The 26,069-nt window shown below is 40.6% G+C and carries 21 protein-coding genes and 6 pseudogenes; 15 read left to right on the top strand and 12 right to left on the bottom strand.

Annotation, left to right across the window (positions count from 1 at the left end; translation table 11 throughout):
- Positions 1–20 precede the first annotated feature (20 nt).
- Positions 21–1,045 (top strand): annotated as a pseudogene (locus tag O1Q74_RS15245) (IS110 family transposase).
- Positions 1,046–1,473: 428 nt separating this feature from the next.
- On the opposite strand, the pseudogene O1Q74_RS15240 reads toward O1Q74_RS15245, so the two are convergent.
- Positions 1,474–1,598, bottom strand: a pseudogene (locus O1Q74_RS15240) (IS1 family transposase); the annotation flags it as partial.
- Positions 1,599–1,753: 155 nt separating this feature from the next.
- Between O1Q74_RS15240 and O1Q74_RS15235 the strand changes: the two are divergent.
- Entirely contained in the window at positions 1,754–2,929 is a 1,176-nt protein-coding gene (locus O1Q74_RS15235; protein WP_271874471.1) for a hypothetical protein, read from the top strand.
- Positions 2,930–3,012: 83 nt separating this feature from the next.
- Here O1Q74_RS15235 and O1Q74_RS15230 read toward each other — a convergent pair.
- Both O1Q74_RS15230 and O1Q74_RS15225 read right to left on the bottom strand, forming a co-directional pair.
- Positions 3,013–3,312 (bottom strand): annotated as a pseudogene (locus O1Q74_RS15230) (integrase core domain-containing protein); the annotation flags it as partial.
- A gap of 6 nt (positions 3,313–3,318) precedes the next feature.
- On the bottom strand, positions 3,319–5,256 hold the full coding sequence (locus O1Q74_RS15225; protein ID WP_271874469.1) for an N-6 DNA methylase: 1,938 nt from the start codon (positions 5,254–5,256) through the stop codon (positions 3,319–3,321).
- A gap of 180 nt (positions 5,257–5,436) precedes the next feature.
- Here O1Q74_RS15225 and O1Q74_RS15220 point away from each other — a divergent pair.
- Positions 5,437–5,553 (top strand): annotated as a pseudogene (locus tag O1Q74_RS15220) (transposase); the annotation flags it as partial.
- A gap of 222 nt (positions 5,554–5,775) precedes the next feature.
- Here O1Q74_RS15220 and O1Q74_RS15215 read toward each other — a convergent pair.
- A complete protein-coding gene (locus tag O1Q74_RS15215) occupies positions 5,776–6,798 on the bottom strand; it encodes an IS110 family transposase (RefSeq protein WP_271874467.1) in 1,023 nt (340 codons plus the stop codon).
- A 66-nt stretch (positions 6,799–6,864) separates the two neighbouring features.
- On the opposite strand from O1Q74_RS15215, the pseudogene O1Q74_RS15210 reads away from it, so the two are divergent.
- Together O1Q74_RS15210 and O1Q74_RS15205 are read left to right on the top strand one after the other, a co-directional pair.
- Positions 6,865–7,074 (top strand): annotated as a pseudogene (locus O1Q74_RS15210) (IS3 family transposase); the annotation flags it as partial.
- Positions 7,075–7,090: 16 nt separating this feature from the next.
- Positions 7,091–7,764: pseudogene (locus O1Q74_RS15205) on the top strand (tyrosine-type recombinase/integrase).
- A gap of 33 nt (positions 7,765–7,797) precedes the next feature.
- On the opposite strand, the gene O1Q74_RS15200 reads toward O1Q74_RS15205, so the two are convergent.
- Positions 7,798–8,307: a hypothetical protein gene (locus tag O1Q74_RS15200; RefSeq protein ID WP_271874465.1), complete on the bottom strand. Its 510-nt coding sequence runs from the start codon at positions 8,305–8,307 to the stop codon at positions 7,798–7,800.
- A gap of 241 nt (positions 8,308–8,548) precedes the next feature.
- Here O1Q74_RS15200 and O1Q74_RS15195 point away from each other — a divergent pair, with 241 nt between their 5' ends.
- The 4 genes from O1Q74_RS15195 to O1Q74_RS15180 all read left to right on the top strand — a co-directional run bounded on the left by O1Q74_RS15195 (position 8,549) and on the right by O1Q74_RS15180 (position 11,771).
- A complete protein-coding gene (locus tag O1Q74_RS15195; protein WP_271874464.1) occupies positions 8,549–8,746 on the top strand; it encodes a helix-turn-helix transcriptional regulator in 198 nt (65 codons plus the stop codon).
- Between the two features lie 158 nt (positions 8,747–8,904).
- A complete protein-coding gene (locus O1Q74_RS15190) occupies positions 8,905–9,960 on the top strand; it encodes a hypothetical protein (RefSeq protein WP_271874463.1) in 1,056 nt (351 codons plus the stop codon).
- A gap of 127 nt (positions 9,961–10,087) precedes the next feature.
- Positions 10,088–10,861 carry a type IV toxin-antitoxin system AbiEi family antitoxin gene (locus tag O1Q74_RS15185; protein WP_271874461.1) on the top strand — a complete coding sequence of 258 codons (774 nt, stop codon included), beginning with the start codon at positions 10,088–10,090 and terminating at the stop codon, positions 10,859–10,861.
- Entirely contained in the window at positions 10,854–11,771 is a 918-nt protein-coding gene (locus O1Q74_RS15180; RefSeq protein ID WP_271874460.1) for a nucleotidyl transferase AbiEii/AbiGii toxin family protein, read from the top strand. The genes O1Q74_RS15185 and O1Q74_RS15180 overlap by 8 nt, the downstream gene beginning before the upstream one ends.
- A 228-nt stretch (positions 11,772–11,999) precedes the next feature.
- On the opposite strand, the gene O1Q74_RS15175 is transcribed toward O1Q74_RS15180, so the two are convergent.
- Positions 12,000–13,319, bottom strand: coding sequence for a tyrosine-type recombinase/integrase (locus tag O1Q74_RS15175; protein WP_271874459.1), 1,320 nt, complete (start codon positions 13,317–13,319; stop codon positions 12,000–12,002).
- Positions 13,320–13,704: 385 nt separating this feature from the next.
- On the opposite strand from O1Q74_RS15175, the gene O1Q74_RS15170 reads away from it, so the two are divergent.
- The 6 genes from O1Q74_RS15170 to O1Q74_RS15145 all read left to right on the top strand — a co-directional run bounded on the left by O1Q74_RS15170 (position 13,705) and on the right by O1Q74_RS15145 (position 21,072).
- Positions 13,705–14,919, top strand: a complete 1,215-nt coding sequence (locus tag O1Q74_RS15170; RefSeq protein ID WP_271874458.1) for a tyrosine-type recombinase/integrase — start codon at positions 13,705–13,707, stop codon at positions 14,917–14,919.
- Between the two features lie 529 nt (positions 14,920–15,448).
- Positions 15,449–16,627 carry a tyrosine-type recombinase/integrase gene (locus tag O1Q74_RS15165; RefSeq protein WP_271874457.1) on the top strand — a complete coding sequence of 393 codons (1,179 nt, stop codon included), beginning with the start codon at positions 15,449–15,451 and terminating at the stop codon, positions 16,625–16,627.
- Between the two features lie 146 nt (positions 16,628–16,773).
- Positions 16,774–18,312, top strand: coding sequence for a site-specific integrase (locus O1Q74_RS15160; RefSeq protein ID WP_271874456.1), 1,539 nt, complete (start codon positions 16,774–16,776; stop codon positions 18,310–18,312).
- A complete protein-coding gene (locus O1Q74_RS15155) occupies positions 18,309–20,132 on the top strand; it encodes an integrase (RefSeq protein ID WP_271874455.1) in 1,824 nt (607 codons plus the stop codon). Before O1Q74_RS15160 ends, O1Q74_RS15155 begins: the two co-directional genes overlap by 4 nt.
- 12 nt (positions 20,133–20,144) lie before the next feature.
- Positions 20,145–20,561 (top strand): hypothetical protein, encoded by a 417-nt coding sequence (locus O1Q74_RS15150; protein ID WP_103184747.1) that lies wholly within the window; start codon positions 20,145–20,147, stop codon positions 20,559–20,561.
- A 100-nt stretch (positions 20,562–20,661) separates the two neighbouring features.
- Positions 20,662–21,072 (top strand): hypothetical protein, encoded by a 411-nt coding sequence (locus tag O1Q74_RS15145; RefSeq protein ID WP_271874453.1) that lies wholly within the window; start codon positions 20,662–20,664, stop codon positions 21,070–21,072.
- 379 nt (positions 21,073–21,451) lie between these two features.
- On the opposite strand, the gene O1Q74_RS15140 is transcribed toward O1Q74_RS15145, so the two are convergent.
- From O1Q74_RS15140 to O1Q74_RS15115, 6 genes are all read right to left on the bottom strand, one after another.
- Positions 21,452–21,856 (bottom strand): hypothetical protein, encoded by a 405-nt coding sequence (locus O1Q74_RS15140; protein WP_271874452.1) that lies wholly within the window; start codon positions 21,854–21,856, stop codon positions 21,452–21,454.
- A 257-nt stretch (positions 21,857–22,113) separates the two neighbouring features.
- Complete coding sequence (locus tag O1Q74_RS15135; protein WP_271874450.1) at positions 22,114–22,440, bottom strand: hypothetical protein; 327 nt, start codon at positions 22,438–22,440, stop codon at positions 22,114–22,116.
- A 26-nt stretch (positions 22,441–22,466) separates the two neighbouring features.
- Positions 22,467–22,838 carry a hypothetical protein gene (locus O1Q74_RS15130; RefSeq protein ID WP_271874448.1) on the bottom strand — a complete coding sequence of 124 codons (372 nt, stop codon included), beginning with the start codon at positions 22,836–22,838 and terminating at the stop codon, positions 22,467–22,469.
- Between the two features lie 13 nt (positions 22,839–22,851).
- Positions 22,852–23,673 (bottom strand): DUF4755 domain-containing protein, encoded by an 822-nt coding sequence (locus O1Q74_RS15125; protein ID WP_271874447.1) that lies wholly within the window; start codon positions 23,671–23,673, stop codon positions 22,852–22,854.
- Positions 23,674–23,993: 320 nt separating this feature from the next.
- Positions 23,994–25,457 (bottom strand): relaxase/mobilization nuclease domain-containing protein, encoded by a 1,464-nt coding sequence (locus O1Q74_RS15120; protein ID WP_271874445.1) that lies wholly within the window; start codon positions 25,455–25,457, stop codon positions 23,994–23,996.
- Positions 25,426–25,872 carry a hypothetical protein gene (locus O1Q74_RS15115; RefSeq protein WP_271874443.1) on the bottom strand — a complete coding sequence of 149 codons (447 nt, stop codon included), beginning with the start codon at positions 25,870–25,872 and terminating at the stop codon, positions 25,426–25,428. Before O1Q74_RS15115 ends, O1Q74_RS15120 begins: the two co-directional genes overlap by 32 nt.
- Positions 25,873–26,069 lie beyond the last annotated feature (197 nt).

Below are 26,069 nucleotides of genomic sequence, written 5' to 3'. Positions count from 1 at the left end.
ATTTATAGAGGAACAACATCATGAACACGATAAGAGTCGTCGGTATCGATCTGGCTAAATCCGTTTTTCAGCTTTGTGTCTGGATGAATGATGGGACCGTTGCCTGGAATCGAAAAGTTTCTCGCAGCAAGCTGTTAGATACTGTTCGTCAATTCCCGCCGGATACACTTATTGCAGTAGAAGCTTGTGCAACCTCGAATTACTGGGGGAGGACTTTCCAATCCATGGGATACGCCATCCGGCTCATTCCAACCCAACATGTAAAGACGTTAACTCGTCATCAGAAAAATGATGCCAATGATGCTCTGGCAATATGTGAGACGGCATTTCGTCCGGGGATTCACTTTGTTGCCGTAAAAACGGTTGAGCAGCAGGATATCAAAGCGCTGCGTTGTGCCCGTCAGTGGATGGTCGAACAGCGCACCGCCGCTGCCAACCAAATTCGTGCTCTGGCCGCTGAACTGGGCTTCGAGTTCCCGGTTGGAATACAACAGCGATTACCCGATTTGATTGAAGATGCGGAAAAGCCTGTGTCTCCGATATTACGCCATTTGCTTTCCACGTTATTGGAAAAAATCCACACACTGAATGAATATATTCGTTTAACAGAATATGCAATCGCAGCATTGTGTTAACAACAGCCCCGTTATCGAGCACTGATGACGATACCGGGTGTTGGCCCGCTCATCGCCGCCGCTTTTTTAAGTGAGGTTGATGCAGAACAATTTGCTAACGGAAGACTACTTTCCGCCTGGTGTGGTCTGGTTCCCCGGCAACACAGTTCCGGCGGGAAACACATCCTCACTTCGATGACTAAAAATGGTAACTGCGACCTTCGGACACTCATCATTCATGGCGCCAGAGCGGTCATGCGCAGTCCCAAAAGCGGGATGACCGCCTTGGAAGATGGCTTAATCATGTCACTGAGTGCCGGGGAAAAATGAAAGCCACCGTAGCACTAGCAAATAAGTTAACACGTATTGTCTGGCGGTTGCTGTCTGAACCGGTTTATTTCGATATGAACAAGGATTTTGCGATGAAGTAATGATTTGGTTCGGCACAAAGTAAAAGATTTCCTGAGTTTGCAGGCACTGATGAGAAAACGGTAAACCAACCCTGTAATAACCTGAGGTAGATCCAGGTAGAAAATACCGGCCAAGTGATAAGGAAACAGGGTGCGGATGACATCATGGCGCGGGCAAATTTTCCCAAAAAGACGCCGGATATATGACAGCAAACCGTATCGCGTCAGTACTTGTACACCACGGGACGTCCATATATGAATCTACTATTCTGGAAAGTTATTTAGGTCATGAAGTGTCCAGGATGCTATATCAAGCAGTTACATAGATTAACGTAGACACCATGGGTTCTCTTAGAAACACTTCAGCTGGTTAGGAATCTTCGTGCACAAAAAGACTATTGCGGCCATCCTGCGCTGTGGGCAAAAGAGGAGTAGAAGTTCAGCACGCACTCGAGTTGAAAGCTCCGGCTGCAGGTCTGACAGCGGTATCGCTGATCTCCAAAGAGTCCTGAGCCATGCTTTTAACTAGGTCGACCTGCTCACAAAATAGGCATTTCACATCAACCTTAGCCATCAAATCCTTTCAGAAAATGTGAGGATTTTATCTGATGATCTCCATGTTGAATACATGGCTCAGGAGTTACATCTTTATTTTGACATTTATTTATTGATAATTAATAAGTTGTAGAGTAACTTGCTAATTTTGTAAATTAGTGAGGTGTTATTTCAATGTGTCTGGCAAACCAACTAAAAATATTATTAGAAGCAGAAGAAAATCGAACTGTTGGGGGGGCTTTTGGTGGAATATCTGGAGATGGTAGGGCCTTCTCTTTCTCAATACCGTCAATTAGACAGGCTTTGTTGTCGTTAACTAATAATAATAATGAGGAGCTTTTTACACTGCTAGAACGATTAAAAATAACATTAAATTATAACCATGTTATGATAAATAACACTATTGATAGTTTAATTAGGTTTAGTTTTTTAATCGAATTAACTAACTTGAATATTGGTTCTACGAAGATGAAAACTCGCTGGCTTCCTGGATTTATATTAATGCCACAGGTTGGTTCTTTTGAGCCAATTAAAGGGGCTTTTATGCCTGGAAATGACCCTAGGGCATCGACATTTGAAGAGTGTTTTCTCATCTTTAAAGGATGCATAAATAATATAATTCAGCAAGTGCAATCTAATGATATATCGGAAAGCTCACTACAGGATATCTTCTGCTTTAATAGTGTTCCGTATGAGTTTTTATACGATTATATCGATCCTTCTCTTCCTCGAGTTCATATATTAGCCAATGTCAGATGTGTTCTTAATGATGATATACTGTGGTTGTTAAAGGCAAGACCGATTATATATGGATCTTTACCAAGAAGCGTGACTAATAAGATTAGGACTAAAACATTTAAAACTGACCGTGCGTTGACAGGAAGAGATAAAACCAATAGAGCAAAACGGTGGGAAGTTCTTTATGGTGATTTTCAACATGCAAGCCTGACTGATTGTTGGAGTGTTGAAAGGAAGCTTCTTTCGGAATTAATTGGCTTTGATAGTTTCCCTGAAAATGTAATTTATTTATTAAATCAGAATGGATTGGTTAGTGGTTTTAATAATACTAGATGTCCTGTAACTCTTGAGACGTTAAACTTTTCAACATTATTAAATGATGTAGTACATGGTAGGGCTGAATATCAAGTGGGACATTTAAATCCATTAAAACGAGGGGGTCTGCATAATGGAATCAATGTCTGTTGGCAGTCTGCAAATGGTAACCGTATACAGGGGGATTTGACTATAAATGAAACCGTTAACTTACTAGATTCTATATTTGTCAATAGAAATATTTTGAGGGAAAATCACCAAGATTTTATTGCACAAGAACTCAATGTTAGAGGTTAACCTATATATAAAGTCACTGCTAATAATTTATTGGCAGTGACTTTATAATATTAAGGTTTTGATTCCTTGTAAGCATTCCGGTTTTAGTCCCAGACACGTTTTGATATTTCCGGGTTTTCCACCATTAACCGGTACTCTTCCGACGTCAGATTATTCAGAGATTCATGTGGACTCTCGCTGTTATATTCATATAGCCAGCGCTCTGTGATTCCTCTTACTTCATTAAGTATCCTGAACAGATAAAAATCCAGTATTTTTGTTCGGTTCATCCGGTTAAAACGTTCAATAAAATCATTTTGCGTCGGCTTACCCTCCAGTATCACCCCATGTTCTTCTACCCACTGCACCAGTGTCAACGATATCAGTTCCGGGCCGTTATCCATGTCAGCCTAGATAAACTTAGAAACAATCTCAGTTTTAGCTTTTCTGGCCAGCTCTCTAGCTTCAATCCTTTCTTCGATAGATTTCTTTACCATCTTTTCAATTTTATTTCTATGCTCTCTAGACTTAGGTATAGGTAATTGCAATTCATACACACGTTTACCTAGCGTATCAATTATATCTTGAGTAAAACGCTTCGCTTTTATTTGCCTTACTACAGGGTCACATGAAAGCAAGGCAAGAAGCAAGAAAGGCGATAATACTTCTTTTTTCTTAACTCTTATTTTATATAAGTGGCTCTGGTAAATGATTTTTTCATCATACTTAGAAATATATCCGCAAGAACCTATCAGATAAGTACCATCCCTTACCATTAAGATATCGCCTTCCTTGACATCTTGCTTTTTTGCATAGGATGTATATATTTCTTCTGAAACACCTTGTTTAGGATCTATCTTTATTTCCCAATTTGTTATATCTGAAGTTCTAACAAAAGGTATTGTCCCAGTGCCATAAGCTAGTTTTCCTATTTCATCACCTGTTGAAAATTCAATAATATCATCTTCAATTAAAGATTGAATAGTAACAATATCGTGAGTTGACTCTAGTTTATCAATTGCATTTTGGCTGTTTGGATCGTAGTAGCGTGGTGCTAGAATGTTGTCAACTATATTTTTATCTTTAATATAGACCCCAAGATTAGAAAATTCTCTCTCCAATATTCCATTCTTATAATTTCTTAACAAGTGAGGTAAGTCATTGTGTGGTATAGAATTTCCTCGGCTATCATGGCCGCACCACTTTGCTTCGGCCATAAAAATCAATGGGGAACTTTTGTTATTTTTCTTAGTTGCTATGAGTAGACACGTTTTAGTATGAGTTCCACCCTTACCACTAGTCTTAAATAAATTTTCGGGCATTCCACATACCGCATTTATTTCTGCGTGATCTCTAATGAATTGAACAACATAGCTTGTTGATGAATTTGAAATCATGCTTTCCGGCACAACGACGCCCATACGCCCACCAGGTTTTAACAATTTAAGACAAAGCTCTATGAATAAAATCTGGGGTGGAGTATTAGGTTTTAATGAGCCTGTATTAACTAATTTCCCATTTCCCTTATTTACAGACCATTTATGAGCTAGCTCAAATTCCTTTCTTACGTCTTCAGAACCGACCTTTATTTTTGCACCGAATGGTGGATTAGCTAAAACAATGTCATAACTATTTTCTTTAGAAATATTCAACTCTTTTTCATTTTCTGCCTTCCACTCTATGGCGTCAGCACAAAATATATTAGATTTTTTTAATGTAGCTAATGCAATATGTGCATTAGCCAATTTTGCTAAATAAGAATCCTTTTCTATTCCATACAGAGAATTATTAATCACATCTCGCTTTACACCTTTATTAAGCAAATATCTGGCTGAATAACTCAAAAAACCACCAGGTCCACATGCGGGATCAATAATTTTCTCACCTGGTTGTGGTTCAATAGCCTCCACTAACCAAGCTATCGCTTGATGAGGTGTAAAAAATTGCCCTTCAGCCATTCTTAAATCTGAGCTAATAAAACTTTGATATAACTCTCCTAAAGGATCTTTTGAAGGATTATCAAGATCGATATAAGATAGCTCTTTATCAACGTACTGAATTGTAGAAGGGTCTAAGAGAATTTCCTCATCATCATTAAATATATGAGGTAATTCAATTTTTAGTTTTGAAAACTCTTTCCTATATAAGAGCGCTACCTGCTCAACAGATTTATTTTCAATACTAACTTTTTCATCTGAAAACTTCACCTTGCAAAAAAGGCATTTTACAACTTCATGTAAGAGTGATTTATCACGAGTTATTCCGATAACCCTTCCAGCCAAATAATTTCTAATCCGTGAGTATACTTGATGCATTCCAATATCAACGTCGAGAGTTTTATCTAGCACTTTAAATCCTTTTTATGATTTAAATCAATATGTTAGATATTTTAACATACCCTGTAAAAAGCATCAACTGTTTTTTGTTTTAATCAAAACAGATGATGCTTTTAATCTCTTCCCTCTGTTCAATACCGGCGTAAAGTAGAGTTTTCGGCTCTCCTTTTCCGTAAAAAGAGGTCATCCGGCATGAAAAAAACGCGGTATACCGAAGAACAGATTGCTTTTGCCCTGAAGCAGGCCGAAACCGGCACTCGGGTGGAGGAAGTCTGCAGAAAGATGGAGACTTCTGAGGTCACATTTTATATCTATGGACTACCTCCGTTTTGCAAATACTGAATCTGGTTTTGGGTTGTTGCTTACATCTATCCGGCATCAGGAATACTAACCTGTGCCCAAATGGGTAATCCGCACACAATCGCCTCAACAACTGGACGACCTCTAGGGCCAATATAATAGTCAGGTTCCGATTGTGCAGGTGCAACCTGTCACCATTTTTCAGTACACTGCAACTCGTCTGGCTGGGTACTAACTTCCAACTGCCTGATACTCGGTATCGTTTCTCAGCATCGACCAGATTACTCTCGCGTTCTTGTTAGCGACCGCCACGGTCGTTTTATTAAACCCGCGCCGTTCCTTTAACTGGTTAACCCACTGATACAGGCAGCCATCATTGTTATTCGTGGCAACTCTGACGACAGCGCGGGCACCATGAATAAAAAGTGTCCGCAAATGCTTGTCGCCTTTTTTCGTCATATTCATCAACACCTGCTTGTCGCCACTCGAGTGCTGTCGTGGAACCAGACCAAGCCATGCGGCAAAGTGACGACCATTTTTAAATTCGGTTCCTCTGCCAATCGCGGCAACAACAGCCGTGGCTGTTTTAGGACCAATGCCTTTCACTTTGGCAATGCGCTGGCAGGCTTCTGATTGCCTGAACACAGCATCAATTTCTTTATCAAAAAAGTTTATACGACGACCCAGATCGTTAACGAGATCATAGAGTTCTGCAATCGTCCTGCGCATTCTGGCGCTGAGACCATTTTCAGCATCTTCAAGGATAAGCGGAACGGCACGACGAACTCTTGAAACTGCCGCGCCGATTGTTATTCCCCGGTCAAGCAGCAGCCCTCGGATTTGACAGACTGTCGCAGTACGATGATTGACAATACGCTGTCTTGCACGGTGTAGAGCCTGAATATCCTGCTGTTCAGGGCTTTTCGGTGGAACAAACTGCATCGTAGGTTGCATCAGAGCCACAGCTATCGCCTGCGCATCATTGCCGTCATTTTTTTGCCCACGGACAAAAGGTTTTACATACTGAGGGCTAATAACTTTTACTTTATGTCCCAGTTTTTCAAATTCACGTTGCCAGTAAAATGCCCCAGTGGATGCCTCGACACCAATCAGACATGCCGGAATATTCGCCACAGTCTGGAGTAATTCTTTTCGTCCAGTGCGTTTTGTATAAACCGGCTTACCGGCCTGGTTTAATCCGCAGAGCTGAAAGATATTTTTAGCCAGATCGATACCCAGAAATACTATACTCATGGTGATTCTCCTGGTGCGCATATTTCGAATAGTTAACCGCAGAGGGGGGAGGTAGTCCATCCCATTAACTGGAAAAAGAAATTTGGCAGTATAGGCGTGACGGAGCTGCGCCGATTGCGGCAGTTAGAAGAGGAGAAGCTCCGTCTGAAACAGCTGGTCGCGGATCTGAGTCTGGGCAAGGAGATGTTGCAGGATGTCATCCGAAAAAAGTTCTGAGGTCCGCACAGAAGCGCGAAGCCATCGGGGGCTTACCGTATCGGATTACGTCGTGCTTGTGGTGGCGACCATTAATATGACACTGACGGCATTGAAGGGCATGGCCCAGATAGCGTTTAACTTGCAATTACTGGACGCGGACGCCCTTGCTCGAATCAAGACGGTAAAGCGTGTCCGGGGCGATAGTTGCAACAAGGGAAGGGCGCTCAGCCGGGAAGAGATCACACTGCTGTTGGCCGCCGCAAAACAGCATCAGCACATATCCCGCCAAAAACGCGACCGGGCCATTCTCCTGACGTTGTGTGGCGCAGGGCTACGTGCTGGTGAGTTAGTGGCGCTGAATACCCTGGATTATGATGCCGCCAGCCGGACACTGACTGTCCGACAGGGGAAAGGGCGCAGGTTCCGGCAGCCCTTGTGGCCGCAAAAGCTATTCAGGCGTGGATCGGCGCGAAGGAAGAAGGTGATGCGCTTTTCACCCGGATACACCGCACAGGTAAACCTGATGCCCACGCGCTGACCACGGCAGGATTGACCTGCATACTTCAGCAATTGGGGAATAGCGCGGGTATCGACGCTTTCACTCCCCATGACCTGCGGCGGACGTTTATCACTCGTTTGCTGGAGCAGAGGGCGGATATTAATATTGTGCGCCAATTGGCCGGGCATAGTGATATCAGCACGACGGTGCTGTATGACAGGCGGTCACCACATTTAATAGCGCGGATATCATCAACGATGAGGCTATAACTTCATGTAGCACAATTAGTTAGTTATCAGGGCCTATTTTTTCTTGGCTTTATCAAGTTGCGTCAGGGTATTAGCAACCCATCGGTAATTAGATAATTGGTCAAGGTGCCTAATTTTCCATTGGGCTGTATTTACTGTGAGTTCACCTTTAGCAAGGGCATCTGGAGTCGGGAATGATTTAGATAATTGTGCCTTTCGTTCCATTCTGGTCATGTTATCCCGTCCGTGAAGCTTATAGTGTTCTCGATACAACTCTGCCAGTTTTTTGGCTGCTTTTGTCCTAGGGGAACAGATAGTGTCTATATAGAAAATATTGATAAGGTGGCTCACTGCTTCTCGATAGATTTTCCCTTTGCCGCGTTCTAGATCGCTGTAATCATTCCCATCAAGCCATTGAGCTATTTCGAGCAGTTTGTCTTTATCATCTTCATGCATGTTGAATGCAAGTCTAGGCCCATACTCCTCTTTAAGGCTTCTTCGGCTTTTACGTTTAACCACAGCATCGTCAGATGGCTTTTTATTCTTGTTGGCTGGTTTATTCATATGTCTCCCAATGGCGTTCTTAGTGAAAATTTATGACCGTCATAGGTCTATTTCAAAAATGATTATATGACCGTCATAAAACATGTCTATAGCTGGCGAGTGACATTATGACGGTCATAACCATCAAAAAACAGCATTTTTAGGCTGAATGTGAGAATAAAACGCTGTAGATGAGTATGAAAACGAAAGTTGTAAAGGCGCTACGTGCACATATCGCACGTAACTAAAGACGCGTATCGCTATGAAAAACTTACAACTGATCTCTCTAAAAATGGTTTTGGAAATCTATCCAGTATCGCGGGCAACGCTTTATCGCCAGATCAAAGCGGGTCTCTTTCCTGAACCCGTGCAGATTGGTGCCCGACGTGTCGCCTGGCGCATAGATGAGATCCAGGAGCGTATCGATAACCTGCAAAAAGTAGCGCTAAAACAAATGTGATGTGTGTTGATGCGCACACACCTTTCTAATAGCACGTTAAATATACACGTGATCATTTATACAGAGACAATCCAGTCAACTGCATTGAAGTAGTTGCTGCTGTTTGCTGAGTAGTTACCAGCGGCAAAGAGTCTCTGTTCCCAAAATAGGGGGGAGCTATGTTAATTAGTAAAAAGAATGTCGAAACTAATCAGTCGCTGGACATTGGAACTGGTGATTACGGACATCAGTTGAAAATACGGGCGGATAAACTAGTGGTAATTCTGCCCACATATAAAGGAACAGCAGAATATGATGGAATTGCTGGTCGCCTTATCAGCATAAGTCAAAAGAAATGGAAGCGCTACAAAATCAGTCTGGAGTTCAAGAGAAAAGAGGGTAAGTCTCATCCTTATTGGAAGGCGCTAATTATACGGCGGAAGTTGGATAATAAGATGCTGTTACGCATTGATTTTGAGCCACGGAATAAAAAAACAGGCGCTATCCGGCTTGAATTTGGCCCACAGCATATGACGCCACGCGAACTGGATATGCTGTTACTATGGCTAGCCGCACATATCGGCTATAACGTGCTTATAACTTTGTTGGAAGACGCCTGGGTGACGCAAGTAGATGTGGCGCTGGATATTTATGGTTGTCGCCTCCATGATTATGTATGGGGAATGAAACGGATTAGCAAGGTCAGTGGGTATAAGAAAACGTATGGGCTTCCCGGAGCACGGTTGGGAAGCATACGGTCGCCATTGCATGTCCTTTGCTACGAAAAGGTGGATACTGTTGGATACGAAAGTAAGGTTTTTCGTGAAAAGCGCGGTATGCTGGATCTTGAATTGGGCGATTTTCCTTATTTTCTGCGTATTGAGGCCAAGAAAAAACCCGGCGGGAAGCCTGGGTCGAAAAATCATAACTGGCTGATGCTTAGGGATTTGAGGTGCATGGATTATCCGTTTGAGCGTCTGCAAGTTTATCCGGAAAATATTTGGCATTTCATGGAAGTCGAACTTTCCCGTGAAAACTCGCCAGTGCGTCATACAATTGCTTATTATAAGAATTACTCACAGAAATCACCGGAAAAATACTGGAACTCGCGTAAAGGTAAGTGTTTTCTGGAGAAACGCGAGATAACGCTGTTCACCAAAGTTCAGGTATGGCCTTTCTGGCCGGAATGTGTTACCCGCCTGGGAACCATACTGGGGTGGGGCGGTAAATCGTAATGAACCTAAAGGGCAGGGGTGCTCTCAACTCGGATAACTTCGCAGTCGGATTGATTACTTTCAATGTTGACATCTTGCCAGCTTAATAGTTTATTATTTTATGCATTATTGCACCAATGGTGAATGTATGGCATCAAAATTAAACTGGCTTTTGCAGAATACCGATCCCGGTTCTCTGGTGGTACAGTCCTGGCTGACAAAGTACGGCATCAGCCCTTCTTTGGCGCATAAGTACACCCAAAGTAACTGGCTGCGAAAATTGCGTACCGGAGTGTATGTTCGGGTAGGACGTGAACCGGAGTGGAGTGATGCTGTGTTATGTCTGCAAAATCAGTTATCAATCCCGGTACATTTGGCTGGGCTGACCAGTCTTGTTTATCAGGGGCGTTCTCATTATCTCCAGCTTAAACAGCAACGTATCTGGTTGTATGTCGAAGAGAAGGCGGCGTTGCCAAAGTGGTTTAGGGAGTTTCCCGGTGTTGAGTGGCTGTTGTTATCTAATCAGAAGTTATCTCAGCTTGACGAGAAGTATCTGATAGACGTAGAGATTAAAAGTAAGGCCTTAAAAGCTAGCGTACCTGAACTGGCGGCTTACGAATTAGCGGATGTTGTGCCGAGATGCATAACTTTTGAGCATGCAGCCGAGCTTTTTCAGGGGTTAGTTAATCTGAGTCCGCGTAAGGTGGAAATGCTTCTTCGTGCCAGCCGGGCAGTACAGACCAATCGTTTATACCTTTTTTTAGCCGATTACTATGTACATCCCTGGGTCAAACGGATCGATAAAAACAGCATTGATTTAGGGGCCGGAAAACGGCAGATAGTAGCCGGTGGTAAGTTGGATAAGCAGTATCAGATCACTGTACCCGGAAAGTTTATTAATGATGGGTTATCACATGGATAAAAACTCACCGTATTACCGGCAGGTTGTATTATTGATGCGAGCACTGCCGCTTGTAGCAACAGAGCGCTGCTTTGCATTAAAAGGCGGAACGGCGATTAACTTGTTTGTTCGTGATTTTCCCCGCTTATCGGTTGATATCGATTTGGCTTACATCTCGCTTGAAAGCAGGGATGAGGCATTGCCAAATGTCCGTGCTGCGTTGAACCGTATTGCCGAAATACTGCAACAACGGGTCGATATTTCGGCGGTGCTGCAAACGAATAACCCTGATGAAATGCGCATTGTGGTTTCTTCTCACGAGGCACAGATTAAGATTGAGGTATCGCCTGTTGCGCGAGGTACGCTGTATCCTCCTGAGGATCGTGACGTTGTTGACTCGGTAGAGGACGAATTTGGTTTTGCTACCATTCAGGTTGTCTCCCTTGCCGACCTTTATGGTGGTAAGCTTTGTGCCGCCATGGACAGGCAACATCCCCGGGATTTTTATGACGTCAAAATGCTACTCGAAACGCAGGGTATTGATCGCCACATCTTCAATGGCTTCATTACTTATCTACTGGGACACCCACGCCCATTTTCAGAGGTACTAAATCCCCGCTGGAAAGATATTTCTGAGCTATATGCACATGAATTTAATGGAATGACATTCGATGCGGTCTCTGTGGAAGAACTTAATGCTATACCCAAATTAATGGTTAATGCTCTCAAAGCACAATTCACGCAGCGGGACTATGATTTTTTGATGTCTTTCAAAAGTGGTCAACCAGATTGGAGTCTTGCTCCCGAAGACCAGATTCAGCATTTACCTGCGGTGAAATGGAAGTTGCAAAATATCGGTCGAATGCAAAAAGAAAAGCATATTCAGGCGCTAGTGAAGCTTGAAGAGGTGCTTGCCGGATGGTTGAGGTAGTTTAGGGTTTTACCTATATATTTACTATGAGTGTAACTAAATTGTATTTTTTAAACCACACGCAATAATCTATCAACGTGCTGAAGGGTAATAAAATAAGATAAATCAACTGGTTAGTGAGTGATGTGTTAAGCGTAGGTTTTACTGATTCCATTAAAATAACCATTAAATATCAATAAAACACCTCATGCACAAAATGTTTGGTCTCACGGCTCGCGGTGGCGTGAACTATTTCCTACTAAAACTAACCGCGACGATGTTATCAGGGACATCATGATTGGGCTGAATGATTTCATGCTCAATGAAATCACCCCATCTTAGAAACAACTTCCGCAATTTCTCTGCTTGTTGGCCGACTTGATAGGTTCTGATCAAGCGGTCTTTAGGGATATGATTTAGAAGTAACTCGATTAACCGCTCTGGCGCATCCAGATATTCCGCACAACCTGTAGCAACTGTTCGGCGCAGATCGTGTGGAGAAAATGGGGTCATTTCTGCCATATATTTTGTTCTCAATCGTTCAAGAGCACGAGTTATGGCATCACCAGTGACGGGGAACCCCGGTTTGCTGAGAGATTCAAATACCCAACTCCCCGTTGAAATGATGCGCTGTGTTTTCAGTAGGGTTAGAGCGAGAGGGTGGAGGGTGACAATATGACTTTTACCATTTTTGGTTTCAGGTATTGTCCAGTGATCGCCATTGATTTGCTCCCAGCGCATATTTACAGCTTCTGAACGACGTACACCTGTGAAAATAATGAGGCGTAATGCATTGGCAATGGACTGGGATAGGATAACGCTGGATGCTATGCCTTGTCCTCCAGAGGCAATAGCACCACCACCACTTCCAGCTTCGCCCAGTGCTTTCCATAATATCTGCAACTCGTCCCGCGGCAACCACCTCTCGCGTGGTTTACCCATTGAGGCTCCAAACATTGCAGGCTTGAGTAGACGTGCTGGATTATGATCAATAAATCCCTGTAATGTTGCGTGGTCAAGTGTCATATTGAGCAGGATAAGCCCTTTACGAACACCTTCAGCGCTGGTTTTTCTTACTCGAATGAAGTGTTCATAGATTAAAGCTCGGGATAAATCACAGACCCTTACTGAACCTAAACCTTTTACCAGATGACGACGGAATGTTCCCTCGTAATCTGACAGGGTGCGTGCACCAATGGGCTTGCTTTCCGCTCTGAATGCCAGCCAGCTTTCCCACAATTGGGAAAAAATCGGCATTTGTTCGTTTTGTAGTTTTGTTGTTTTTCGGACGTAGCGTGGATCGATACCTTGCTTAACCAGTTCTACTGCTTCTGCATGCGCTTCACGCGCTTGAGCCAGCGTCATAGCAGGATAAGCACCCAAGGTGATTTTGATTTGTTTACCATTGAGGTAAGGGCGGTACAGCCAGCTCTTTGTTCGACTCCCGGAACGGGATTCGACTGATAAGCCTGAACCCGCCTTTGATTTAACGCTGACGACAATACGGGCTTTCCCTTCGTCTGGCGCTAGGTTTGCGACCTGTCTGTCTTGGGTAATCATGGTTGCCATTTTGATCTTATCTCGCGTACTTGTTGGCGTACTTAAATAGCATAATATAGAGTGAGATTTTATGGAATAAAATGAGACGATATTTCTATTAATGTTTTGATTTTAAAAACATATAATGAGTCTCGTGAGATGTGGTGAGACGTTATGAAACGATGGTTTTTGTTTTCGTAATGCGAAGGTCGTAGGTTCGACTCCTATTATCGGCACCATCCTACCTATTTTTAACGTCTCCCTAAGTCTACTCAAACACCCTTTAAACCCTTATAATACACGGTTTCACGGCCCTTATTGTCTCTGCTCGTCTACTCACATTCATGTAAATCTACAGTGAGTTGGGGGCATCGGTGGGGGCATGTCGTGTTCGGTCTAGAGGAGATGCCCCCAGATGAAGCTCAATGCCAGACAAGTAGAGACTGCCAAGCCCAAAGATAAACCCTACAAGTTAGCAGATGGTGGGGGCATGTATCTGGAGGTGTTCCCTAACGGCACCAAAAGCTGGCGAATGAAATACCGTATCGCCGGTAAAGAAAAACGTGTGGTGTTTGGTGTCTACCCGACCATTACCTTAGCTGATGCCAGAAGCAAAAGAGATGATGCTAAAAAGCTGCTGGTTAATGGCGTTGATCCGAGTGCGTTTAAGCAAGAAAGCAAACAAGCCCACATCGAAGAAGTAAAAAACACCTTTCAGGAAATTGCGCTCGAATGGCACAACATGAAAGTGAAGAAATGGTCTGCGGGATATGCCTCTGACATTCTCGAAGCGTTCAACAAAGATGTTTTCCCGTTCATTGGTCAACGGCCTATTACAGACATTAAACCGCTGGAATTGCTTAATGTGCTTAAAAAGATGGAAGACAGGGGAGCGACTGAGAAAGCCAAGAAAGTGCGTCAGCGGTGTGGTGAAGTGTTTCGCTACGCTATCGTGACAGGCAGGGCTGAGTATAATCCCGCGCCAGATCTCACCAGTGCAATGCAGGGACATGAGTCTACACATTACCCGTTCCTGACGATTGAAGAGCTTCCTACCTTCTTTAAAGCCCTTGCTGGCTACTCTGGTAGTGAGTTGGTGGTGTTAGCCGCCCGACTAATGATCATTACTGGTGTTCGAACGGGGGAATTACGCGGGGCGTTATGGTCTGAAATCGATACTGATAAAGCGCTATGGGAAATTTCTGCTGAACGTATGAAAATGCGCCGCCCTCATATTGTTCCATTATCTGTGCAGGCGTTAGCTATTATTGAAAAAATCAGGGTAATGACGGGGAATTTCCTCTTATTGTTCCCTGGTCGAAATGATCCGGGCAAGACCATTAGCGAAGCCAGTATCAATCAGGTGTTTAAACGTATTGGTTATACAGGTCGCGTTACGGGGCATGGATTCCGCCATACCATGAGCACCGTTCTCCATGAACAGGGCTACAACACCGCATGGATTGAAACCCAACTGGCGCATGTTGATAAGAATGCTATCCGTGGCACTTACAACCATGCTCAATATCTCGATGGCAGACGTGAGATGCTGCAATGGTATGCCGATTATATGGATAGCCTTGAGAACGGTGGCAATGTGGTGCATGGAGTTTTTAATCGGCATGGTTAGGAAAACTGATGATAAATTAAATGAAGGGCTATGTCTCGGTAGAGAGTAGCCCTTTTTTATATCTGCATTTTATATTAATACTTATTCTTTTTGATTTATTCCACCACTTGACATTTAATTAATACATGTTAATTGTTTAAATAATGTGCGGGATATGAGATTTTATTGTTCCCTAAATGAATAAAGTGTAAAAAATAAAGCTGAAAATCATTATTAAATTGCGAAATACTTTACGTGAAAACTATAGAGATGAGTGGTGGCAAGGGTTTGAAAGTAATTTAATGGGTATCAGGTAAGTAGAAAATTTCTTATATATACCTAATATTTAAAAGTAAATAATAAAACAATAAACCCTTATATTATCTTATCTTAGTGCATTTTTTATAAAAAACTAGTGCAAATATTTTTCAGGGTAAAAATGTAATATGTCGGACTTATATTATGTTTGTAAATTATTTTAATAGGAAATGGAACGATGCTTTATTAAATGACACTTACTGATGTTAGTTGTTTAATAATAGGAGAGTGTATGAGTAATATAGTAACAAATATATTTATAATGAGTAATGGGGAAAGGTATTGCACAGTCATTGATAAAAGAACCGGAATACCTTTGTTTTATCCATCTTTGTATATTACAACAAATCTGAGATGTAAAAGTGATTCAATTTCAACAATTGAACTTCATGCTGGTGGCATTGCTTTGTTTTATCGTTTTATGGATGAAAAGAAGATTGATATTGAAAGTAGAATAAGTTCAGGAATGTTTCTTAATAACGCTGAAATAGATGGTTTGAGAGATTATATTGAAAGGAAGGTAAGGAAGTCAAAAGTTGTAGGATATGATAACAGTCAGCAATTGGTCTCAAGTGGAACAAAACATCTAAGATTAACGGCTATAGCACGCTATCTGGAGTGGCTAAGTAATTTAATTTTGAAAGATGCAAAACACAATGGGGTAAAAGTTGATGTTTTTATCAGAAATATAAAAGCAAGACGCCCAAGGGTACGATATAGAAATAAAGGTTTGGGGGCCAATAAATCTCTTGACCAAAAACAACTCGATATACTTTTTGAGGTTATAAGAGTTGGTTCTGATTTTAATCCTTTTAAATCTAATGTTCAGGTAAGAAACAGATTAATTATTTTGATGCTTTATCATCTTGGTGTCAGAGCGGGAGAGCTACTTAATATTAAAATATCAGACATTAATTTTAGTAACCATACTATCTCAATACGAAGACGGGCTGATGAAAAGTCGGATCCAAGAAAAAAACAGCCATTAGTAAAAACTCTGGAAAGAACAATTCCTTTATCAGATGTAGTAATGAAAGAAATACATAATTATATTTTAAAAGAGAGAAGAGGGCATAAGTTAATGAAAGAGGAAGGCTATCTTTTTATTACTCATAAGTCAGGTGCTATAAGGGGATTACCGTTATCGATGCAGGCGTATCATAAAATCATCAATGTGGTCAGGAAACTGTGTCCCGATTTATATAATTTAACAGGGCATAAGCTCAGGCATACCTGGAATTACCGGTTTTCAAAAAAGATGGATGAAATGGATTTAATTAATGAAGAGCAGCAAGAGCAGATACGCTCTTATCTGATGGGATGGAAAATGGGATCAGGGACAGCAAGGGTTTATAATCAAAGATTTATTGAGAAAAAAGCGGGCGAGATAGCGATTAAATTACAAAATTAAATTTATACCCAAAATAATTCGAGTTTCAGGCAGGCGGCAAGAGAAGGGATCCCGATGAGCTTACACAGGTAAGTGATTCGGGTGAGTGAATGTAGCCAACGCACATGCAACTTGAAGTATTACGAGTATATAAAATAAGGTGGGTTATGAATATGAAAAACATATTTTTGAAAGTTGAAAACAAGGAGCTTTATCAAGCTAAAACGGATGGGTATTGCTTCTCTTTGAGTGATGACAAGTGGGAACTGAGCAGGGGTAACACTATAGATATTAAAAGTACAATGAGCTTATTGAATGATGAAACAAAGGATGGGTATATAAAAACAATGGCTTACATGGCTTGTGAATACAGTCCATCTTTTGTGAAGTTATTAAACAGAACATTTTGTATTTTTATTAATAAGACAGGGAAGGAATATGTCGATAAAGCGGGTGTAATGAGATTTAAAGTTGCTCCTGGTTTAGGTGTTAATGATTTGTCCTACATTAGGGTTTTGTTTAATAAGTGGTATTCGCTTGGTTACTATGGGATAAGTGAAGAAGTTCATGAAATCATTAATAGCTGGACTATACCTGGTAATAAAAAAGGTGAAGTGGTCAAAAGGAGAGATCCTGAACAAGGCCCATTGACGGATAATGAATTGCAGGGGTTTAATGAAGCGGCGATGAGAGCCTATGAAAAAAATCTTATATCATTGCCCCAGCTAACGATGTCACTTTTAGTCAGCTATACAGGCCGAAGACCATTACAAATATCTCAAATGAAACTAGAAGATATTATAAGCTCGGAATCTGAGGATGGTGAAAAGAGTTATGTTATAAATATACCAAGAATAAAGCAAGGATATGGTTTTAGAAAAGAATTTAGATCGTTCAGAGTAAAGAGTGAAATATATAATCTTCTTTGTGAACAGGCAAATTTATCTGTCGGAATAATATCTGAAGCTATAGGGCGAGATTTAACAAAAAGTGAGATTAATTCGACTCCACTCTTCGTATCTGAAGATAAAATCGGGGAGTATATTCAAGCTGGAAATATTAGTGGCATTTTTGTTTCAGATAAAACGCATGAGAGCGTTTCGATGTTTACTAATACAGTAAAAAATATAGTGAAAATAGAGAATGTTATTTCTGAAAGAACGGGGCGGAAATTGAATATTAATTCAAGAAGGTTTCGTTATACCCTTGGGACAAGAGTTGCCAGAGAGGGGTATGGTGAAATTATGATTGGAGAATTGCTTGACCACTCAACATTAACCTATACGGGGATATATGTTCAATATAATGCTGATCACGTTAGGAAAATAGACAATGCAGTATCAGATGAAATGGCTAAATACTCAGGGATATTTCAGGGGAAGATAGACGTTAAGGATAATCATCAAGATCCATCCCAAAATATAAGAGATTTTGATGGTGAAAAAACGGGTAGTTGCCAGCAGAATTCTTCCTGCTGGGCAAATGTTCCTATTCCCTGTTATACGTGTATGCACTTCAGACCGTTATTAAATGCACCACACCAGAAAATCTATGATCAATTGAGAGCAGAAAGAGTACGTATTGCAAACATAACAGGTGATGATCGGATAACAGAAGTGTTGGATCGAACTATTTATGCCGTAGCAGAGGTTATCCGACAGTGTGAAAAAATTAACAATGAAAAATCAGGAGAGGTAGGAGTATGACAGAAAAAATTATTTTTTTTAAAGAAAAAATGGAGCTTGATGCAGAAATTAACATGAAGGATTTTATTAATTTTTGCAAATTTGAACTCAGGCCGAATGAGTCAGGAATAGACTGGAATTCTAGTCACTGGTTAAATATATTCACTTTTACCAAATGTAATTTCAAAGGTCGGTCATCAGGGAGAATAAGAAAAGAGGATGAGTTTGATGAGGGTTTTATCGACTTTGCTAAAAGTTATGTTATTTACCATTATTTTAATAATGGTGGTAAAATTAATAAGCTGACCTTTAAAGGTGCTTTGAAATCACTGGAAAATAAACTTATTAAGATAAATAAAAACACTAATGTTATTTATCTTAATATTACGATTTTAAATGAGTGTATTGAGTATCTCAAGCATAACTATTCGGAAAGCGTAGCTTATCAATGTGGGAATGAGTTACAAAGGATAGTGGTTTTTTTGAACAAGAAAGGGCTTTTGAAAACAGTTTTTTTGTCCTGGGTTAATCCACTAAGACCTCCTGAAACTGATAATGTTATTTCAAAAAAAGCAGATTTAAATCGTTTGAGAAAACTACCAAGTGAACAAGCGATTAGTGCTATAGGAGAAATATTTTCTCTACCAGACGATGATCTTTCTGATAAAGATATGTTCATTACATCAGTTTTTGCGTTGCTTATGTGTGCTCCAAGCAGAATTTCAGAGGTGTTAGCTCTCCCTGCCGACTGTGAGATAAGTGAATCAGACCGTGATGGAAAAATGCGGTATGGACTTCGTTTTTATTCGTTGAAAAAATTTAATGGAAATATAAAGTGGATCCCTGACATCATGGTTCCTGTCGCTAAAAAGGCCATTAGCAGATTGCTGAAGCTTTCAAAAAATGCCAGAGACTTATCCCGTTTAATGGAAGAGAATAACAGAACATTCCCTAATAACTATCCCGCTCCCAAAAATTTCCCCTGGTATGATAAAGATAAAAATATAAAGTATAGCAATGCACTTTGTGTCTTGAATAAATACCAATTAAGCAAAAATAAAACGTTGAACAGTGTTATTTTTAAACCCACATCAGAAATATTTTCCAATTATTTGGGTGATGACAGAAATAGATCAAGACAGAATATCTTTCAAATATATGGTTATGTCAGCAAGAAAGATGTCCCACTTTTTCTCAGAACACACCAGGCAAGACATCTTCTGAATACTATTGCTCAACGTGGTGGTCTTGGCGAACTTGATATTGCTAAATGGTCGGGAAGAGCAACGGTGACACAGAACAGAGTTTATAACCATATCAGTGAAGAGCAAATGTTACAGAAAGCAAAGAGCTTAAATATTAATGGAGAGGTTTTAACTTCTGGAGTATTAGATGAGACCGATATGAATCTACCGTCTACTTTAAAAGATATTAGTGTATTAAATCATGGTGCTATTCATATCACAGAATTTGGTTACTGCGCTCATGATTACATGATATCTCCATGTGACAAATTCAGAGATTGTATTCATTGTGATGAGCAACTTTGTGTTAAAGGTGATAGTGATAAACTATCCAGAATGAAGGAAGTTTATTCTGCAACGGAAGCTCTTCATTCAAAAGCATTGAGTTCAATGAATGAAGAGGAATTAGGGGCTGATAAATGGTTTCTTCATCAGGATAAGACATTAAAAACTCTTAAAGGGATTATAACTATAATGGAAGATGATAATGTAAAAGATGGTTCAGTAATAAAATTAAATAACAATGGATTTTCGCATTTAAATAGGGTGATTGTTAATAATAAAGTAATAAAACATAACATAAGAAAATATAAATAAGGAAGGCGATTCATGGCTAAACATCTTACAAAAGAAGATATTAATTATATCGTTAATGTAATTAGCGGATGGGATAGTAAAAAATCCGGAGGGCTAACATGGGATGCATTATGTGATAGCATTTCTTCGGTGGTTGGAAAAAGACCGACAAGACAATCTCTGAATATTCACAAAAACATTGTCAAAGCCTTTAATTTTAAAAAAGACATGATCAAATCAGGGAAAAGTGAGATAAGAAGACCTGCTAATTTAAATATTGCATCTCAGCATATAAGTAACCTTGAAAATAAATTAAAAATGGCTGAGGAGGAAAATAGAAGTATAAAGGAAATGTTTATAATATGGCAATATAATGCAGATATTCATGGTCTCAGTGAAGATAATCTTAATAAACCATTGCCAATAATAGACAGGGAAAGAAGTTATTGATCCTATTTAATCTTATTATTACCATTGATTTTATTAATGGATATGTTATTTTTTATATGTTATCAGGATGGTAGTTAAATTATTGCAAGGATGCATGGCTATGAAAAAAGTAAATATGAGTTTAATGGAAAGGTATCTGCTGTTGCTGGACAGGTTTGTTGATAAGCTCGATGAATCGGGCTTTTCAGAAGCAGAAATCACCGAGCAGTCTTATCTTTTTTGCGCAGGATTTTACATTAAATACCAGCAGGATATAGAAAATCTGACGTTTTCAAATCGAGAAGTGGTGCTAAGTTTTCTGCTTCTCTCTTACTATTGCCACATCGAAAAAATCAGTGATGATTTGATTGATAAACCCCGTCTGAATAAAGTCTTTCTTTCTATCATCAGCTTCATCATCAACAACGGTGGAAGAACAGAAAGAATCTACGTGCATGAGAAAAAGAAGTATGACGCCAACAAGCTGATAAGAGCTTCAACGAGCGTCAGGAAGAGTGGTTGTCGATTGTGATGACATGTATTAGCTAAGACCCAATCTGGCACAGTTGCTGCGCAGAGCTAAGCGTAATCTTACAGGAAGCCCTGTGCCATGAGCGGATATTGCTTACATCAGACTGTGTTAATCAATAGGAATCAGGTCAGGATCTGCATTAATTAATTGATTCCTGGTCTCAGAGCCTCATTATCACTTGAGCAGATTACCTCAAGCTCTAAATAGCTTCGCACATTGATGCTTCACTTCTCATCGTGCGAGACCAACACTGACGGGAGGTCGCACACTTCCAAGTGTAGTGCTATTACACGAAGCTATTTAGAGAGGCACTATTGATGTTATTCATAATACCCGTTTTTGATAGGGTTCATTCAGACCTGTAAAACAAACTGCACCATTATTCTTTTTTGACTCTGCCCACAATCAGATCTTTGATGGAAACACCGTCATCTTTCGCTCGATGATATAATACATAAAATGTTTCCTCATCAATCCTGATGACGAAAGTGCGTTTGATGATCCTGTCGTAAACGTATGCTCCTGATAAAATGAGCAAGAAAGTAAGAGAAGCAATTAATAACGCACCAGTTCCTTTATCAAAATAGGTAGCAAGGAGAATACCCAAAGGAGCAAGGAATAAAGTAAGATGAACCGCTAGGAAAAAAGTTGAAAAGCCAAGCCCACTATTCTTGAACTTATTTCTCGTTTTTATCATTACAGCTATAGATACAAGGAAAAAAGGGATCATAATTAACCCGACTCCCATATATTTTAGATAATCCAACGCAGTTAGATCGAGCATTAGCTGTTCCTGACAGGGGCTAGAGCGCATTGAAAGTAGAAGTGAAATCACTATAAGGGGTGAGCCGAAAGATGTCCATGAAGGTTGTGTTGACAACAGAGTAATTCAGATCTTCGCTCAATACAGCCTGTCAGATTTGACTGTGTTCTTCCTGCGAAAACTTCCAGTTCAAGTTTAAGGTAATGCAGATGAAAAAAGCCCGTAGCGATGAAACTACGGGCTGATGCTTTCCCTGATGCTGCCTTATGACTTATAGGTTATTTCGACGGCGAGACTTTCCACTTGCCTTCAAATTTAAAGAACTTAAGCTCCATAGTCGATGTTCTTTCACCCAAAAACGGGAGCTTTGCATTGTATTCGACTGTGCATTTGTAACCGCCGTCACTGTCTTTCTCTTTACAGGCGATTTTCTTGGCTGAATTGAAAACGACTCTTGCTGATTCGGACGGTGCTCCTTTGTTCATCTCTTCAGTAAAAGACTGCATTGCCTTAGATACGTCAGCATCTGATGGTTCGCTGTCACAGCCTGTAAGAAAAAAGGACAGCACCAGTAATAAACCTAAGGATAATTTTTTATTCATCATGGCTCTCGTTTTGAGGATTGCTGAATTTAAAAGGCACCGCGTTTCATTTCACTGGCACCGGCAGTGAATTCATACGAACTGACTTTCTCACCTTTAAACGTGATGAGAATTGATTTTTCTTCAATATCCGTTCCGCCAATCAACACCCCGACGAGGGGAATGTATGATGTTGGTTTACTGCGGTAGTTATGCATTGAATAAGACCATTTCTCCTCATCATCTGAGGCGATACGTTTATCCGGCTCACCAAAGGCGGTTAATACTTCTGCCTTGGTGGTTTTTCCTTTTACAATTTTAGCTTTTACGTCTTCCTGCGTTACATTTTTCAGAGTCTGATTACCGAAGGAATAACATCCAGAGAGAGTGAGTGATACCAATACGATGATGATTTTTTTCATGGGGTTTTTAACCTTAATTCTCATTGACAATCTGATCGAACACTTCCATCCATTGGTTCATTTGTTTACGTAGGTCATTGAACCCAATCTGAGATTTAAAAGAGCCTTCCTTAGGGAAAAACCTGATGTGCCATTCTGGATTTTGAATATCTCTTACACTAATAAAAAATCCTGTCTCATTTCGGTTTTTTGCCATGCGAACATTATTAATATTTTTAGCAGTAATGCTTAAACCTGCATCTTCAATTTCAATCCCATGGCTGATGTTATATTTCCATTCTTTAAGATCATCAAAGGAATAGGTTTTTTCATTATTTCCATCTTTAAGGAAAATGAGCCTTTTGTTGCTATCGAGCTTCATTGAGGAATTAAGAAGTGTATGACTATAACAACCATCATTATCATCGTTAAAATTATCGACAGTGGCTTGATTACTTAATTTAAGAATGTAAGAGCCTAATGCAGTGAAAAATAAAATAGCGCAGATTGGGATCCAAAAAAATCCGATAGAGATTAGATCTTCAGTCGTGCCAAAGTGTGAAAGAAACATTGGCAGAGCAAGGGCGATCCAAAGACGCTTCATTTTGAAAAAATTAATAAATTTCATGAAGCCACTGACTTTTGCAGGTGGAGAGATTTTCTTTCTTTGAGGCTGAAGCACGGCTAACGCTTTTTTGTCGCGTCGATTCGTGAAATACGCCCAAATGAGGAGACCAACACTGACAGGAAGCCAGATAATCCCTGTTAAGACAAATCCACTTTTTCCCATCAATAATGCGATAAGTGCGGGGAGCGATACTGCAATCCAAAAGCGTTTCATAGCAAAAATGCTCATACAAATTTCCTCAATAGCGAATCAATGTGAAAGTCATATTCGTATGAAGCAGTCAGAGACTGAAAATGAGGCGAGGTTTGTCATTGCTGAACCTATATCGTTAGTTGAATAAGTAAATAGACCAGTTAAATCAGTCTATTATGGGAAAAGGAGCAGCTACATTTTGAACAGTTGTGATCAAACAAAGCAAATCGCTTATAACGATCGATGGCTTACTTGTGATAGTTATAAGCTATCATAAATTAAATATAGATCGGTATTAACGATCGTTAATCTTGTGTTTTTGTATGAAGAAAGGCTTGCTGGACGGCTTCTCAGCCCTACATTTGGAATGATGATGAGTGTGATTTTTGCGGAGTTTGGATGGTGGTTTTTGGTGTTGCCGTAATTTCTATCATCTTCACGCCAGTGATGGTGTTGTGTTTGTCTGGGCGTTTGAGTGTCGGTATTTTGAGTTTTTTCAACATGCCAATGATGATGTTGAGATAGGGAATGGTTTCTAACCATCGTAAGCCGGTCTGAATCACAGAGAGGGGCTTTCTGTGGTGAGCTTCTTTTGTCGCTTCGGTTGAATGTGCTTCTTTAGCATCTGCACCAGCTTCTTTTGCCGCTTCGGTTGAATGTGCTTCTTTAGCATCTGCACCAGCTTCTTTTGCCGCTTCGGTTGTATGCGTTTCTTTAGCATCTGCACCAGCTTCTTTTACTTGTGCTTCTTTGTTACTTGCAATAGCTTCATTGTGAAGCGTTGTAGAATAAGTGATAGCGTATTCGCCCTGACCGGCGTCTTTGTTGAGAGTAAGCGTTTCGGCGGGGCTATTAACGTCTTCTTTGATGATTTCAGGGGTATCTGTAGCAGTTGTCATATCAAGAGCTTCGCTAACCGATGCCTTACTGACTGAGGGCATTTTCAGTTCAAACAGGAAAGCATTGTCGCGTTCCGGTTGGTAGTCGAGCCTGTTTTGTAAGGCAGACCAGGAATAACACTTACCTAACTGCGAAGCTTTGAAGGCAATCCCCTGGTATTCGAATGAAAACCCATTCATCTTTCCGGTAGAAGCGATATTCGGGACTACCGTTATGTTTCGTGCCACAAGCTGTGTCACAAATTCAGTCGTTGATGGTTTACCGGCAAGCAATTCTTCCAGGGCTTCCTGGATGACCGATTTGGGCGATGGCTCTCCTTTATACTTCTCCATCATCGCTTCGTTACGTGACAGCTTTTTAGGCTTTGGTATTGCGCCCATAGGCTTTTGTGTCATGGATTTTCTGGATAGCGAAGGAGGGAAGGGCGAAGCTGGGGATGCTTTAGTTTCCGATCCTTTGGTTCTTGTCAGTGAATAGTCGTGTTCAAGCTGCTGAATAATACGGGTGCTGATGAGGTTTTCATTTTTGCCCAAGTAAAGGCTTCCATTGGTGAGATCGATACGACTGGCAATAATGTGGATGTGCTGGCCTTCAGTATCGTCATGCAACACATAGCATCTCAGATGCGTTTCAGAGAAGCCCATTCGGGACATGTAATCATCAGCAATCTCTGACCACTGAGCATCTGTCAGCGCTTCGCTTTTCGGTAATCGAAGTGAATTATGCCAGACGGGTTTGACCACATCCGGACGAAGCGTTTTGGTGGTATTGAATTCAGCGATCAGATCTCCGGCTATATCCCCCAGCATGTTCCCACCAATGACATAAGGTGTGCATTGATGATGAGAGCCTGGCTTTAATGCGTAGAGAACAACACCAGCGAAACCCTTACCCCTGCGGATTTTTTGCATTCCCTTCATGGGAAGCACTCCACATGTTATCGGTGATCAGATTTGTGCGAAGCTCTGAGAGCTGACGCTTCACTGCAAAGAGTTCAGTTTGTGAGAGAGAACTATCATTGCTCTTGTTATCCAGATGGACGACCAGCCTGTTCAACTTCTGTGAAATCTCACCGAGGTTTTTCCATGCTTCGAGATTAATCGATGGAATAACGGAGGGAAGGTTATGCAGAAACGCCATACGCAGCCATTCACCTTTGCGATGACTGCCACGCCTTTCATTCAGAAGCGATAATTCTTCATTATTTAATCTGACACTGACGCAATATAATCTTAGCTTATCAGAATGAATATTGGGACTATTTTTAATCGGAGAATAATTAAGATTGGATGGTTTGGATTGTGAGTGTTTCCCATTGTTTATATAGGTTTTCATTTAAATTCCTTTTGTATTTTTGTGGTGGAAATAAAGCATTATCCATATGCTAATATCTAAATGTATATAAAGTCACTTATATGTCAATACATTACATCTTTTTATGAAACTATAAAAAATTAGTTGCCGCTATTTTTATAATTCGCAGAGGGTTTAAATAATTAGGGTAGGGAACTCTGAGAAGTTCCCTGTTATGC

The sequence above is a fragment of the Pectobacterium sp. A5351 genome (assembly GCF_028335745.1).
GTDB lineage: Bacteria > Pseudomonadota > Gammaproteobacteria > Enterobacterales > Enterobacteriaceae > Pectobacterium.
Note: the sequence above shows the minus strand (reverse complement) of the source record. Positions and strands in the feature narration are given on the sequence as shown.

Excerpts from the sequence above, each read along its gene's own strand:
- O1Q74_RS15170 (WP_271874458.1), top strand. The coding sequence starts at position 13,705 with ATGAAGCTCAATGCCAGACAAGTAGAGACTGCCAAGCCCAAAGATAAA.
- O1Q74_RS15120 (WP_271874445.1), bottom strand. The coding sequence starts at position 25,457 with ATGAAGGGAATGCAAAAAATCCGCAGGGGTAAGGGTTTCGCTGGTGTT.
- O1Q74_RS15235 (WP_271874471.1), top strand. The coding sequence starts at position 1,754 with ATGTGTCTGGCAAACCAACTAAAAATATTATTAGAAGCAGAAGAAAAT.
- O1Q74_RS15200 (WP_271874465.1), bottom strand. The coding sequence starts at position 8,307 with ATGAATAAACCAGCCAACAAGAATAAAAAGCCATCTGACGATGCTGTG.
- O1Q74_RS15145 (WP_271874453.1), top strand. The coding sequence starts at position 20,662 with ATGAAAAAAGTAAATATGAGTTTAATGGAAAGGTATCTGCTGTTGCTG.
- O1Q74_RS15135 (WP_271874450.1), bottom strand. The coding sequence starts at position 22,440 with ATGATGAATAAAAAATTATCCTTAGGTTTATTACTGGTGCTGTCCTTT.
- O1Q74_RS15140 (WP_271874452.1), bottom strand. The coding sequence starts at position 21,856 with ATGCTCGATCTAACTGCGTTGGATTATCTAAAATATATGGGAGTCGGG.
- O1Q74_RS15190 (WP_271874463.1), top strand. The coding sequence starts at position 8,905 with ATGTTAATTAGTAAAAAGAATGTCGAAACTAATCAGTCGCTGGACATT.
- O1Q74_RS15125 (WP_271874447.1), bottom strand. The coding sequence starts at position 23,673 with ATGAGCATTTTTGCTATGAAACGCTTTTGGATTGCAGTATCGCTCCCC.
- O1Q74_RS15175 (WP_271874459.1), bottom strand. The coding sequence starts at position 13,319 with ATGGCAACCATGATTACCCAAGACAGACAGGTCGCAAACCTAGCGCCA.
- O1Q74_RS15150 (WP_103184747.1), top strand. The coding sequence starts at position 20,145 with ATGGCTAAACATCTTACAAAAGAAGATATTAATTATATCGTTAATGTA.
- O1Q74_RS15115 (WP_271874443.1), bottom strand. The coding sequence starts at position 25,872 with ATGAAAACCTATATAAACAATGGGAAACACTCACAATCCAAACCATCC.
- O1Q74_RS15180 (WP_271874460.1), top strand. The coding sequence starts at position 10,854 with ATGGATAAAAACTCACCGTATTACCGGCAGGTTGTATTATTGATGCGA.
- O1Q74_RS15160 (WP_271874456.1), top strand. The coding sequence starts at position 16,774 with ATGAATATGAAAAACATATTTTTGAAAGTTGAAAACAAGGAGCTTTAT.
- O1Q74_RS15155 (WP_271874455.1), top strand. The coding sequence starts at position 18,309 with ATGACAGAAAAAATTATTTTTTTTAAAGAAAAAATGGAGCTTGATGCA.
- O1Q74_RS15215 (WP_271874467.1), bottom strand. The coding sequence starts at position 6,798 with ATGAGTATAGTATTTCTGGGTATCGATCTGGCTAAAAATATCTTTCAG.
- O1Q74_RS15165 (WP_271874457.1), top strand. The coding sequence starts at position 15,449 with ATGAGTAATATAGTAACAAATATATTTATAATGAGTAATGGGGAAAGG.
- O1Q74_RS15185 (WP_271874461.1), top strand. The coding sequence starts at position 10,088 with ATGGCATCAAAATTAAACTGGCTTTTGCAGAATACCGATCCCGGTTCT.
- O1Q74_RS15195 (WP_271874464.1), top strand. The coding sequence starts at position 8,549 with ATGAAAAACTTACAACTGATCTCTCTAAAAATGGTTTTGGAAATCTAT.
- O1Q74_RS15130 (WP_271874448.1), bottom strand. The coding sequence starts at position 22,838 with ATGAAAAAAATCATCATCGTATTGGTATCACTCACTCTCTCTGGATGT.